We start from the raw sequence: 12,512 nt of genomic DNA on the forward strand, positions 1-12,512 counted from the left end.
TTCTCGCTCTCGATCCAGAAGCGGCGATACTGCAGATTCGGCAGGAAGCGGCGCTTCGTTCTATTGTTGGCATGGGAAACGTTGTTCCCCGCCATTGGGCTCTTGCCCGTCACCTGGCAAACACGCGCCATGATCGTTGCTCCAATTGATTCAGGAAGAAAGCCCGCGATTCTAGCCGATGCAGGCAGTTGTTTTCAAGCGATTTCCACCGCGCCGCTAGAGGAGCCCGCGTTCGGCAAAGGACAGCGGCGCGGCCTGTGCCGCGACGATGAAGTGATCGAGCACCCGCACCTCGACCAGCGCCAGGACCTGCTTCAGTTCGCTGGTCAACAACTCGTCGGCACGCGACGGTTCGGCGACCCCCGACGGGTGATTGTGCGCGAGGACCACTGCCGCCGCATTGTGCCACAGCGCCCGCTTGACGACCTCGCGCGGATAGACGCTGGTCTGCGTCAGGGTACCGCGGAACAGTTCCTCAGCAGCGATCAGGCGGTTCTGTGCGTCCAGCCAGAGGGCGACGAAGACCTCATGCTCGAGGCCGGCCAGATGGAGTCGCAGGTAATCGCGCACGGCGCCGGGCGAGGCAAAGGTGCTGCGCTGTTTCATTTCCTCGGCCAGCGCCCGCCGCGCCATCTCGAGGACTGCCTGCAACTGGGCATATTTCGCCGGGCCCATCCCGGGCACCTCGGAGAACTCGTTGCGCCCGGCGGCGAACAGGCTGTTGAGGCTGCCGAAACGACGGATCAGGTCGCGCGCCAGGTCGACGGCGCTCGTGCCCCTGCTGCCCACACGCAGGAAGATCGCCAGCAGCTCGGCATCGGAGAGCGACGCCGCGCCACGCGCGAGCAGACGCTCGCGCGGCCGCTCGTCCACCGGCCAGTCGGTGATCGCCATCTCCACCCTCTCCCCTGCAGCTTCCCGGGCCTTCATTGTAGCGATGTCGGCGATGCTGCAGAAGCAGTCGCGCCCCCGGCAGGACGGCGGCTGCCGTGACGGCTGCCGCCGTCACCGCCGCATCTCCAGTAGAATGTGCCGCCTGGGATGTTCAACGGGTGGATGGACTTTGCGCATGGAACTGGCTGGGAAACGCATCCTTCTCGGGGTTACTGGCGGCATCGCCGCCTACAAGGCGGCCGAACTGCTCCGCCTGCTGGGCCGCGAGGGCGCTGCGGTGCAGGTGGTGATGAGTGAAGCCGCCACCCGCTTCGTCACGCCGGTCACCTTCCAGGCGCTGTCCGGGCAGCCGGTGTTCAGCGACCAGTGGGACCCGCGGGTGGCGAACAACATGGCGCACATCGACCTGTCGCGTGCCGCCGACGCCGTGCTCGTCGCACCGGCATCGGCCGATTTCATCGCCAAGGTGGCGAACGGCCTCGCCGACGACCTGCTGACGACGCTGGTCCTCGCCCGCGACTGCCCGCTGCTGCTGGCTCCGGCGATGAACCGGCAGATGTGGGAAAACCCGGCGACGGCGCGCAACGTGGCGACGCTGCGCGCCGACGGCGTCAGCATCCTCGGTCCCGACCATGGAGATCAGGCATGCGGCGAAAGCGGCCCCGGCCGGATGCTCGAAGCGGCGGAGATCCGCGACGGACTGGTCGCTCACTTCCAGCCGCGCCTGCTGGCGAACGTCAACGTCCTCCTGACGGCCGGCCCGACATTCGAGGCGATCGATCCCGTACGCGGCATCACCAACCTGTCGAGCGGCAGGATGGGCTACGCCATCGCGCGCGCGGCGCACGAGGCGGGTGCGCGGGTGACCCTGGTCTCGGGCCCGGTCCACCTGCCCTGCCCGGCCGGCGTCAACCGCATCGACGTCACCAGTGCGCTCGACATGCACGCCGAGGTGATGGCGCGGGTCGCCCGGCACGAGGTCTTCATCGCCGTTGCCGCGGTGGCGGACTACCGGCCGGCGCGGACCATCGCGCAGAAGATCAAGAAGGGCGCGCAAGCGATGCCACCGGCGATCGAGCTGGTGCTGAATCCGGACATCCTCGCCGACGTCGCCGCCCTGGCCGCGCCACCGCTGTGCGTCGGCTTCGCCGCCGAGAGCGAGAACCTCGCCGCCTACGCCGAGCAGAAGCGGCGCAGCAAGGGCATTCCACTGATCGTCGGCAACCTCATCCAGGACGGCTTTGGTGGTGACGACAACCGGCTGGTCCTCTTCGACGATGACGGGCAGCACCCCCTGGCGCCGGCATCCAAGATCGTCCTCGCCCGGCAACTGGTGGCGCACATCGCCGGCCTGCTGGCGAGACGCGGATGAACGGGCGCAGCCTGCAGATCGACATCAAGCTGCTCGACGCGCGCCTGCGCGAGCAGCCGCCGCACTACGCGACACCCGGTTCGGCCGGACTCGACCTGCGCGCCTGCATCGAGCAGCCGCTCGTCATCGCACCCGGCGAGACGCGCCTGATCCCGACCGGCATCGCGATCCACCTGGCTGATCCCGGACTGGCAGCGATGATCCTGCCGCGCTCCGGCCTTGGCCACCGGCATGGCATCGTGCTCGGCAATCTGGTCGGCCTGATCGACTCCGACTACCAGGGCGAGATCATGGTGTCGACCTGGAACCGCGGGCATGAACCCTTCACGCTGCGACCGCTCGACCGACTGGCGCAACTGGTGGTGGTACCGGTACTGCAGATGTCGTTCAACATCGTCGACGACTTCGCCGCCAGCGCCCGTGGCGATGGCGGTTTCGGCAGCACCGGGCACGGCTGACAGGTCGTGCAGCAATCGTCGCGAGCAGGCCGGGTGCAAGGCGCCAGCGAGTGAACGACGAGACGGATCAGGTGAACCGGCGCGGAGTGAGCGACTGGGCAACGCCGCCGATCGGTCGCGCCGTGGATTGATTCACGACCCCTGCCGCCGCTACGCCGCCGGGCGCATGAGCACCGTCAGTCGCTGCGCGGTCGCAGCATCACGGCAGCGGCGGCGAGGAAGCCGATGAAGCAAAGCCCCGACCAGTTGGCCATGGACAGGCCGAGCAGGATCCAGTCCTTGCTCGAGCAGAAACCGGTGGCGAGAAACATCTGTGGCCACAGCGCACCAAACCAGTCGACGATCCGCTCGATCAGCGTCGGCTCGCCGAAACCGCACTCCATCCCCTCCTGCGGCAGGTATTGCAGCCAGCTCTGATAAGCTGCGGTCGTCACGCCGCCGGCCGCCACCACGGCCAACAGGATGCTCGACACGCGGGTGGCAGCGGGCAACAATGCGCCGATCAGCGCGAGCAGGGCGATCGCCAGGAAGAGCAGGCGCTGGAAGATGCACAGCGGGCAGGGCTGCAGGCGCATGATCTCGCCGATCGCCCAGCCGGCCAGCGTCAGACCGATTGCCGCCGTGGCCAGCAGGAGCAGGATCGTGCGCGGCGACCGCCCGGCAAGCGGTATCACCGCTCAGACCAGGACATAGCTGCGCAGGCGCAGCGACAGTTCCCGCAACTGCCGCACCCCCGAGTTCTCGGCCCGCTCACACCAGTCCTGCAGCGCCCTGAGGAGAGACTCGCCGGAGGCGTTCGACCGCTCCCAGAGCGCGATCAGTTCATCGCGCATGGCGTATGCGGTCTGCAGCGCTCGACTTTCGTCCAGCATCATTTCGAGCCTGCCGCGAGCTTCCTGCGGGATCGTCCGCGAATCGGCGGCGAGCCACCGCTTCAGGCCGCGGAAGCGCTTGCCGTGCTGCAGTCGGGCAAGTTCCTCGCGATACACCTGCTTCAGCGAGCGGGCATACTGGGCCAGCAGGTCGTAGCGGTTGGCAATCACCGCCTGCAGGGTATTGGCGTCGACCACCGGCCGCAGCCCTCCCAGGCGCGGCCTGGGGGCGACCCGCTTGATCCGTGCCAGGCGAAGCGCCGCCAGCATGCGGATGTAGAGCCATCCGACATCGAACTCGTACCACCGGATCGACAATCGGGCCGAGGTGGGGAAGGTGTGATGGTTGTTGTGCAGTTCCTCGCCGCCGATCAGGATGCCCCAGGGGCTGATGTTCGTACTTGCGTCGGCCGGGCTGAAGTTGCGGTAGCCCCAGAAATGCCCGAGGCCGTTGATGACGCCGGCCGCCCAGAAGGGAATCCAGGCCATCTGGACCAGCCAGATCAGCGACCCGGCAGCGACGCCGAAGATCAGCACATCGAGCGCCAGCATGATGGCGACGCCCAGTTTGTGCCACGGGGTATACAGATGCCGCTCGAGCCAGTCATCCGGTGTGCCGTGACCGTAACGCTGCAACGTATCGGGCTTCCTGGCCTCCCGGACATAGAGGAAGACGCCGCTCCACAGTACGCGGTGGATGCCATGCACCCGCGGGCTGTGCGGATCATCGACCGTCTCGCAGCGGGCGTGATGCTTGCGGTGAACCGCCGCCCACTCCTTCGTCACCATGCCGGTGGTCAGCCATAACCAGAGCCGGAAGAAATGGGCCACCAGGGGGTGCAACTCGAGCGCACGATGCGCCTGCTGCCGATGCAGGAAGACCGTCACGGCAACGATCGTGACGTGGGTCAGGACGAGGGTCATCAGAACGTAGCCCCACCAGGGCCAATCGACCATTCCAGCGTACATGCGGCAAATTCCGGAGAAGTTGGGCAGCCGGCGATTCTAAGGCAATCGCGCGCCATCACCAAACGCCGGTGACGACGCGGCCCCGGTCCTGGTCGCAGAGTCCGGCCGGCCACCGCGCAGCGGTGCTTCGCGTGGCAGACGTTTCTCACACGCGCACAAGCCGTTATCATTGAGCCATGAAGACACGAATCCTGCTCGTCGAGGATGATGCGCGCCTCGCCGACCTCACCGCCGAATACCTGCGCAAGAACGACTTCGAGGTCTCGATCGAGCCGCAAGGTACGCGCGCCGAGACGCGCATCCTCGACGAGCGTCCCGATCTGGTGATTCTGGACGTGATGCTGCCGGGGAAGGACGGTTTCGAGGTCTGCAGGGCGGTGCGCGCGCACTACGCCGGCGTGATCCTGATGCTCACCGCCCGTGATGAGGACTTCGACCAGATCCTCGGTCTCGAACTCGGCGCCGACGACTACATCGCCAAGCCGGTCCAGCCACGCCTGCTGCTCGCGCGCATCAAGGCGCTGCTGCGGCGCGCGCCGGCAACGCCGGCCAGCGGCGAGGGGAGCGATGCCGGTGCACCGATCGAGCTGACTTTCGGCCGCTTTCGCATCAGCCAGGCGACGCGCAGCACCTCGCTCGGCGACGACCGGATCGACCTGACGACCGCCGAGTTCGACCTGCTCTGGCTGCTCGCACGCCACGCCGGCAGCATCCTGTCGCGCGATGACCTGTTGCAGGAACTGCGCGGCATCGGTTTCGACGGCCTCGACCGCTCGATCGACGCGCGCATCTCCCGCCTGCGCCGCAAGCTTGGCGACGATCCGGAAAACCCGACGCGAATCAAGACAGTGCGCGGCAAGGGCTACCTCTTCAGCAAGCATGACTGGCAATAGCGGCAACAACAGGCTGCTCGCCATCCTCGGAACCTACAAGCCGGAACCCTGGCGCGGCCGCTACAGCCTGTCCCGGCTGTTCTTCAACTTCTACCTGCTGGTCATGGGCTCCTTCGTCGCCATTGCGATCTTTGCCGACTTCGTCATCTCGACCGCAGTGAAGGGAATCACCGACGACTACACCAGCCGCTTCATGCGCGGCACGGTGTTGCTGATCGAGGAGGAGTTGTTCCGCCGGCCACGCTCGGAATGGATGCGGACGATCAAGGCTCTCGATCAGAAGTTCGCCTATCGCCTCGACATCGTCGACCGCTGGACGCTGATGCTGCCCCCGAAAGAGGCGGAAAAGCTCGACAGCGGCGAGCTGGCGATCGACGCCCAGGGGGACATCATCTATCACCGCCTGAAACAGACGCCGCAGATACTCGTCGTCGGACCGATCTCCCCGGAGCGGAATCCGGAGTACCAGCGCGGCATGCCGCTCGACCTGCGCATCAGCCTGCTGACCTGGAGCCTGATCGGCGTCTGCCTGGCGATCGTCGTCTGGCTGTGGGTCCATCCCGTCTGGCGGGATCTGGAAGCGATGCGCCAGACCGCGCGTTCACTCGGCGAGGGATTCTTCGTTGCGCGCGCACCGGCGATGCGCAGCAGCGCCTTCAGGCCACTGGCCGAAACCCTGAATGGCATGGCCGAGCGCATCCAGCGTCTGATCGCCACGCAGAAGGAGCTGTCGAGCGCGATCTCGCACGAACTGCGGACACCGATCGCGCGCCTGCGCTTCGCGCTCGAGATGCTCGCCGCCACCGACGAGCGGGCTGAACGCGAACGCATGGCCGGAGCCATGGAAGGTGACCTCGATGAACTGGACGGATTGATCGACTCAAGCCTGACCTATGCGCGTTTCGAACGTGAGCAGCCCGAACTGCAGCTGACCGAGGTCGAGTTTGCTCCCTGGCTCGAGGAACAGGTGGAGGCCGTCCGTGTCCTCGCGCGCAAGCTCGACCTGCAGGTGGACAGCGCCACGCTGCCGCCCCTGCTGCACGTCGAACTCGATCGCAGGAGCATGCCCTACGCCATCGGCAACCTGCTGCGCAACGCGATCCGCTACGCCCGGGCCCAGGTCCGTGTCAGTGCCGAGGTGGCCGATGGCGAGATCCGGGTGCATGTCGACGACGACGGCATCGGCATCCCGGTCGAGGAGCGCGACCGCGTCTTCTCCGCCTTCACCCGCCTCGACCGTTCGCGCGACCGCTCGACCGGTGGCTACGGCCTTGGTCTGGCGATCGCCCGCCTGGTCCTGGAGCAGCACAACGGCCGCGCCAGCGCCGGCGACTCCCCACTTGGCGGCGCCCGTCTGACGCTGAACTGGCCACTGTCACAGAACGTCACGGAAAGCTGACGCAATCGCTGCAGACCGGCAAGCCGTCGGCCGACTATCATCCGTCCCTGTCGATGAAGCAATGACCCAGGAGACGAGATGAGCGAGTTCAAAATCAATTGCGAGCGATTCCTTGCCGCGACGCGGCAGCACCTGTTCTCCGGCGAGGCGGCTCCCGGTGCGTCGCCCGAGGCTCGCGAGGACGATGCAGCGGTCCATTGTGGCCGCGCCGAGCATCGTGGTCACAACTGCGCATGAGTTCACTGGCGGTGCCGTCCGAACGATTCCCCATCAGCGAAGGAGTGGGGCTTTTCGTCGGCATCGTCGCCTGGGATCTGCTCAGTGCTGGCGAGATGAACCTGCTCCAGGCGGCGCTGGCCGCTGCCGTCGGCTCGCTCGCGTGGTACGCCGTCCGCTGCTGGCGAACGAGGATTCGCGGCAAACGACGCTGAATCCCATGCGCTGTGCAGCGCTGTAGTCTGTGTCGTGCAACTGTAGTCCGAGTGTTTCTGCTGTGTCTGGTTGACCCTCCCTTCCGCCCGTCCGAATGACGGACTTCCGCCCCGCGCCACGCTGGCGCGGGGCTTTTTTTTCCGCGGCCGCTGCCCCGGCGCTGGCGACAAGTCCTCAGCCCGCTGTCGGTGCGGCCACCGCCGGCAGACTGCCAATCAGCCGCACTTCACGCTGCGGGAAGGGAATCTCGATGCCGTTCTCGCGAAACGAGCGCCAGATCGCCACGTTGATCGCCGAGCGAACGGCTCCGCTACCCTGTTGCGGATCGCCGATCCAGAAGCCCAACTCGAGATTGATGCCACTGTCGGCGAAGTTGGTCAGCAACACCACTGGCGCCGGTTCCGCCAACACCCGCGGCTGCGTCCTTGCCGCCTCGCCCATCAGCCGCATCGCCAGCTCCAGGTCCGTGCCATAGCTCACCTGCAGCGAAACGACGACGCGCAGCTGCGAGTCGCTGTAGGACTCGTTGCGGATGACATTGGAGACCAGGTACTCGTTCGGGACGATCACCTCGGTTCCGGTGAGCATCCGCAGGACCGTGTAGCGCGAGGTGATCTTGGTCACGACGCCCGCGGTCGTCGGATCGAGCGCCACCAGGTGACCGAGACGAATCGACTTGTCGAGCAGGATGATGAAACCGCTGACGTAGTTGCTGGCGATCTTCTGCAGACCGAGGCCGAGGCCGACGGCGAGCGCGCCGCTGAAGACCGACAGCGCGGTGATGTCGATGCCGACGATCGACAGCCCGAGCAGGAGGGCGATCACCGACAGGACGGCCTTGACCAGGCGGCTGATGACGACCCGGATGCTCGAGTCCATCGTTTCCTTCGCCAGCAACCGAGCCTCGATCTCGCCCGACAGCCACAATGCCAGCAGCACCGTCACCACTACCGTCACCAGCCCGCTGAGCAGCGTCCACAGGTCGAGGGTCTGCCTGCCGGCAGTGAAGCTCACCTGCTGCAGGAGGTCGATCAGCGGGACGGCGAGGCCTGTCAGGTGCAGGGCGAAACCAAGCCAGACGACGGTCGCGATCCAGCGCTCGGAAGTCGCCAACCAGCCACTCGGTGAAAAGGCGTGACGCAGCAGATAGACCGCTGCCCGCACGAGCGCCATCGACAACAGCAAGGGCACCGCCAGGTCGAGCAGGCTGACCGGCCCGAGATGCCAGTAGCGGAAGGCGCGCCGGACGACGACGACCAGCAACAGCGCCAGGAGCGGGAAGGAAACACGCTTCAGACTGCCGCTGCCGAAGGCGCGCAGGGCGCCATAGGGCTCCGCCGCGACGGTGGCCGCATGCCGCTGCCAGGTGCGCGTCGCGCCCCAGGCGGCGAGCAGGCTGATCGCGACGGCAAACACCTGCCAGAGAAAGCCCGGATTGCGCAGATCGCGCCAGAGTTCAAGCAACAGGGCAAACATCTCCTTCTCGTTCATCGCCTCTCCAGTACTGTCGCAAAAAATCCGTCGGTTGCGTGCCGATGCGGCAGCAGTCGCAGTCGCTCGCCGGTATCCAGCGGAATCTCCTGCTGCTGGAGGATCTGCGCTGCCGGACGGACGACGAACTGCGGGTTCTGCGCCAGAAAAGCATCGACGACGCGCTCGTTCTCCGCCGCGAGCAGGCTGCAGGTAGCGTACACCAGCCTTCCGCCCGGCTTCACCAGGTTGGCGGCGGCGACGAGGATCGCCGCCTGCTTCACCGCCAGTTCGCCGACACTCGCCGGACTCTGTCGCCACTTGAGGTCGGGATTCCGCCGCAGCGTGCCAAGACCCGAGCACGGCGCGTCGACGAGGACGCGATCGAGCTTGCCCGCCAGCCGTCCGACGCGCGGGTCGCGCTCGGACTCGATACGCACCGGGTAGACGTTCGAAAGGCCGGAGCGCGCCAGGCGCGGTTTCATCTTCGCCAGCCGGCGGTCGGCAACGTCGAAGGCATAGAGCCTGCCCTGTGAGCGCATCAGCGCCCCGAGCAGCAGGGTCTTGCCGCCGGCGCCGGCGCAGAAGTCGGCGACCATCTGACCACGCCGGGGCTGCAGCAGAAAACCGAGCAACTGGCTGCCTTCGTCCTGCACCTCGATGCTGCCATCGACGAACAACGGGTGCCTCGCCAACGCCGGCTTGCCCGCCAGGCGTATTCCCAGAGGCGAATACGGGCAAGCACTGGCTGCCAGACCGCCCGCAAGCAGCTTCGCCAGCACCTCATCCCGCCCGCACCGCAGCGGATTCACCCGCAGGTCGAGCGGCGCCGGCTGATTGAGCGCGGCTGCCAGGCGCTCGAGTTCATCGGCGGCGAAAGCGGCAAGCAACTCGCCGTACAGCCAGTCGGGAAGATCGAGGCGCACGGCCGCCGGCAGATCCTCGACCCGCACCGCCTTTGCCTGCGCCAGCCATTTGCTCTCCGACTCGCTCAGGATCTCCGCCAATTGTCGCCGGTTCATTCCCTGCACGCAGGCGAGTGCCGCCAGAAGCAGGCGGCGCGAACTCAGGTCGTCGGCGCAACGGGCGGCCAGCGAACGCTGGCGCCGCAAGACGGCGAACACCAGTTCGGCAATGAAGCCGCGCTCGTCATGGCCCAGTTCGCGATGCTGCCGGAAGTAGGCGGCAACCGCCTGGTCGGCGGCGGACGTCAGGCGCAGCACTTCGGCGAGCAGCGTTTGCGCATGTTGAAACAACGACGGCGTCACGCGCATGCTCAGGGCTCCTCGCCGACTTCGATGGCAATGGCCACCTGCACGTAGAGGTTGCCCCTGCGGTCTACATAACGAATCTTGACCGGCAACAAGCCTCGCTCACGGGCCAGCCAGACTTCGGTCGACGCGACGCCGGAAACCCGCAGGTGCAGGCCATTGAAGCGCCCGGCGGGTGTCTCGACCTCCTCGTCGGGAAGGACCTCGAGTCGATGGCGCGCATGTTTCCGGCCAGTGACGACGGCGAGCTCCTGACCCGTCGCCAGGCCCCCGAGCAGGCCAAGCTGGTAATTCAGGGACAACAGATCCTGCGCTCCGGGGCTGAGCGTCTGCGCCTGCCGATCGGCGAAACGCACCTGCAGTTGCTGCCAGTCGAAGTCCGCCTGCTCGTTCCTTTCCCGGCCCGATTGGCGCGTGACGAAGCGTTCCGGCTGCAAACCGCCCGCGGTCACCCGGCCAACGCTTTCGGCCTCCACCCGCAGCGGTCGGAAGAAGCCGATGAGGCCACTGGTCTCGGTGACCGCGGTGATGCGGTAGACCCCGTCCCCGGCCTGCCACGAATGCACCGCGTGACCGATCTGGAAGCCCTGGTCGCCGCGATCGACACGATAGCGGATGATCCCCCGCCGCGGCAGGGAGGATGCGGCCAGGGTCGGTGCATCGGGTGCCGGGCCGGCATCGGGCTCCATCGCCTCGGGCTCGGCCATCGCCTCGGCTGCGCCATTCCCCTCTGCCGCAGCCGCCTCTGGCGACGGTTCCGGCGCTGCCGGTGACGCATCAGCCGTTGCCCGCCGCGTCGACTCCGGCGGCCTGCCCGACGCTGCCGGCGGTCGTCTCTTGCGGGCAGGCGGTGGCGGCGCGGCGAGCGGCGTTGCCGGCGCCGTGGCGCGCACGGGCTGCGTCGCGACCTGCGGCTTCAATTCGGCCGACAGCGGTGGCGGCTCGACGGGAAAGGACAGATCGACCTCCGGCACGAACAGTACGACAGTATGCAGACCAAGCGATGCGGCAAGCGCCAGGATCAGCAGCGCGGGCATGCGTCGGGCTGCGGTGCTATCAGGACGCCGGCGCCAGCCGGCGGCGCTTCGAGCAGCACGCGACCGGCCTGCAGGCGCAGCCGCCCCTCGGCAAACCAGCGCACGGCCTGCGGATAGATGACGTGCTCCTGCGCCAGGACGCGCGCCGCGAGCAGTGCCTCGTCGTCGCCATCGAGCACCGGCACGGCCGCCTGGATGATGACCGGCCCGTGGTCGAGATCGGCAGTGACGAAATGCACCGTACAACCGTGAATCCTCACCCCCTCCGACAGCGCCCGGAGATGCGTGTGCAGACCGGGGAAGGCGGGCAGCAGCGATGGATGGATATTGATCAGGCGACCGTCGAAGCGACGCACGAAGGCGGCGCCGAGAATGCGCATGAATCCGGCGAGAACGACGAGGTCGGGCGAGAAGACCTCGATCGCCTCCGCGAGCGCCGAGTCGAACTCCTCGCGCTCGGCAAACGAGCGATGATCGACGACACGCGTCGGGACGCCACGCGCCGCGGCCGTCAGCAGGCCCTGTGCGTCGGCACGGTTGGCGATGACACCGACGACCGTCGCCCGCAGCGCGCCGGACTCGCCGGCCGCCAGCAGCGAAGCCATGTTGCTGCCGCGGCCGGAGATGAGGATGACGACCCGGGTCATTGCCGCTCCCCTGCCGGCAACGACAACCCCCGCCGGTGAAGGCCGCAGCACCGGTCGAGGCAACGGCCGGTCGCACGCACGGCAACCGGCGGCGGCCTCGCTGGGCAGCGATGCGACATGCCTCAGGCCCGCCGATGCTGGAGCCAGCCGACGACCACCGGCACCAGGGAGATGGCGATGATCGCCAGGATCACCAGCGACAGGTTCTTCTGAATCCAGGGCAGGTTGCCGAACCAGTAACCCGCCAGCGTCAGCGAGCCGACCCAGCCCAGCCCGCCGACCAGATTGAAGAAGGTGAAGCGGGAATAACTCATCGCACCGATGCCGGCGACGAAGGGCGCAAAGGTGCGAAACAGTGGCAGGAAGCGCGAGATGACCAGTGTCTTGCCGCCGTGTTTCTCGTAGAAGGCGTGCGTCTTCTCGAGCGCCGCCTTGTTGAAGAAGCGCGACTGTTCCCACTGGAACACCCGCGGCCCGAGGAAACGGCCAATCTGGTAGTTCACCATGTTGCCGAGCACTGCCGCCACACCGAGGACGGCAAGCAGGACGACGATGTCCATGCCGCCCAGTGCCGCAAGGGCGCCGGCAACGAAGAGCAGCGAGTCGCCAGGCAGGAAAGGGGTGACGACGAAGCCGGTCTCGCTGAAGATGATGACGAAGAGGATGGCGTAGATCCACTGGCCGTACTCCTGTACCAGAACCGCCAGGTGCCTGTCGAGGTGCAGGATGATGTCGATGAAGCTGGCGAGGTATTCCATCGGCGTGGGAGTGTGGGCTGTCGGCAAGCCGCGATTCTAC

At 67.0% G+C, this 12,512-nt stretch carries 15 protein-coding genes; 6 read left to right on the forward strand and 9 right to left on the reverse strand.

Features of this window, described 5'->3' with window-relative positions; translation table 11 throughout:
* Together rpmB and radC are read right to left on the reverse strand one after the other, a co-directional pair.
* A partial coding sequence (rpmB, locus tag NFW30_RS16900; protein WP_295372378.1) for a 50S ribosomal protein L28 occupies window positions 1-131 on the reverse strand: 131 nt, incomplete at its 3' end.
* 85 nt (window positions 132-216) lie between these two features.
* On the reverse strand, window positions 217-894 hold the full coding sequence (gene radC, locus NFW30_RS16905; protein WP_295357988.1) for a DNA repair protein RadC: 678 nt from the start codon (window positions 892-894) through the stop codon (window positions 217-219).
* Between the two features lie 175 nt (window positions 895-1,069).
* Between radC and coaBC the strand changes: the two genes are divergently transcribed.
* Window positions 1,070-2,266 carry a bifunctional phosphopantothenoylcysteine decarboxylase/phosphopantothenate--cysteine ligase CoaBC gene (gene coaBC / locus NFW30_RS16910; protein ID WP_295357990.1) on the forward strand — a complete coding sequence of 399 codons (1,197 nt, stop codon included), beginning with the start codon at window positions 1,070-1,072 and terminating at the stop codon, window positions 2,264-2,266.
* Window positions 2,263-2,724, forward strand: a complete 462-nt coding sequence (gene dut, locus NFW30_RS16915; RefSeq protein ID WP_295357993.1) for a dUTP diphosphatase — start codon at window positions 2,263-2,265, stop codon at window positions 2,722-2,724. The genes coaBC and dut overlap by 4 nt, the downstream gene beginning before the upstream one ends.
* A 176-nt stretch (window positions 2,725-2,900) precedes the next feature.
* Here dut and NFW30_RS16920 read toward each other — a convergent pair whose 3' ends face one another.
* Complete coding sequence (locus NFW30_RS16920; protein WP_295357995.1) at window positions 2,901-3,398, reverse strand: disulfide bond formation protein B; 498 nt, start codon at window positions 3,396-3,398, stop codon at window positions 2,901-2,903.
* A 3-nt stretch (window positions 3,399-3,401) separates the two neighbouring features.
* The gene (locus tag NFW30_RS16925; RefSeq protein ID WP_295357998.1) at window positions 3,402-4,565 is read right to left on the reverse strand and encodes a fatty acid desaturase; all 1,164 of its coding nucleotides are present in this window, start codon (window positions 4,563-4,565) and stop codon (window positions 3,402-3,404) included.
* Window positions 4,566-4,741: 176 nt separating this feature from the next.
* On the opposite strand from NFW30_RS16925, the gene NFW30_RS16930 reads away from it, so the two are divergent.
* The 4 genes from NFW30_RS16930 to NFW30_RS16945 all read left to right on the forward strand — a co-directional run bounded on the left by NFW30_RS16930 (window position 4,742) and on the right by NFW30_RS16945 (window position 7,288).
* Entirely contained in the window at window positions 4,742-5,458 is a 717-nt protein-coding gene (locus NFW30_RS16930) for a winged helix-turn-helix domain-containing protein (protein WP_295358001.1), read from the forward strand.
* On the forward strand, window positions 5,445-6,857 hold the full coding sequence (locus NFW30_RS16935; RefSeq protein ID WP_295358003.1) for an ATP-binding protein: 1,413 nt from the start codon (window positions 5,445-5,447) through the stop codon (window positions 6,855-6,857). Before NFW30_RS16930 ends, NFW30_RS16935 begins: the two co-directional genes overlap by 14 nt.
* Window positions 6,858-6,935: 78 nt before the next feature.
* A complete protein-coding gene (locus tag NFW30_RS16940; protein WP_295358006.1) occupies window positions 6,936-7,094 on the forward strand; it encodes a hypothetical protein in 159 nt (52 codons plus the stop codon).
* Window positions 7,091-7,288, forward strand: coding sequence for a hypothetical protein (locus tag NFW30_RS16945; protein ID WP_295358007.1), 198 nt, complete (start codon window positions 7,091-7,093; stop codon window positions 7,286-7,288). Before NFW30_RS16940 ends, NFW30_RS16945 begins: the two co-directional genes overlap by 4 nt.
* 175 nt (window positions 7,289-7,463) lie before the next feature.
* On the opposite strand, the gene NFW30_RS16950 is transcribed toward NFW30_RS16945, so the two are convergent.
* The 5 genes from NFW30_RS16950 to NFW30_RS16970 all read right to left on the reverse strand — a co-directional run bounded on the left by NFW30_RS16950 (window position 7,464) and on the right by NFW30_RS16970 (window position 12,472).
* Window positions 7,464-8,780, reverse strand: a complete 1,317-nt coding sequence (locus NFW30_RS16950) for a mechanosensitive ion channel domain-containing protein (protein ID WP_295358010.1) — start codon at window positions 8,778-8,780, stop codon at window positions 7,464-7,466.
* On the reverse strand, window positions 8,777-10,033 hold the full coding sequence (locus tag NFW30_RS16955) for an RsmB/NOP family class I SAM-dependent RNA methyltransferase (protein WP_295358012.1): 1,257 nt from the start codon (window positions 10,031-10,033) through the stop codon (window positions 8,777-8,779). The genes NFW30_RS16950 and NFW30_RS16955 overlap by 4 nt, the downstream gene beginning before the upstream one ends.
* Before the next feature lie 2 nt (window positions 10,034-10,035).
* On the reverse strand, window positions 10,036-11,067 hold the full coding sequence (locus NFW30_RS16960) for a DUF3108 domain-containing protein (protein WP_295358015.1): 1,032 nt from the start codon (window positions 11,065-11,067) through the stop codon (window positions 10,036-10,038).
* Window positions 11,052-11,714, reverse strand: a complete 663-nt coding sequence (gene purN / locus NFW30_RS16965) for a phosphoribosylglycinamide formyltransferase (protein WP_295358018.1) — start codon at window positions 11,712-11,714, stop codon at window positions 11,052-11,054. The genes NFW30_RS16960 and purN overlap by 16 nt, the downstream gene beginning before the upstream one ends.
* Window positions 11,715-11,836: 122 nt before the next feature.
* Window positions 11,837-12,472 (reverse strand): DedA family protein, encoded by a 636-nt coding sequence (locus tag NFW30_RS16970; RefSeq protein ID WP_295358094.1) that lies wholly within the window; start codon window positions 12,470-12,472, stop codon window positions 11,837-11,839.
* Between the last annotated feature and the right edge of the window lie 40 nt (window positions 12,473-12,512).

Source organism: Accumulibacter sp. (assembly GCF_023806635.1).
GTDB lineage: Bacteria > Pseudomonadota > Gammaproteobacteria > Burkholderiales > Rhodocyclaceae > Accumulibacter.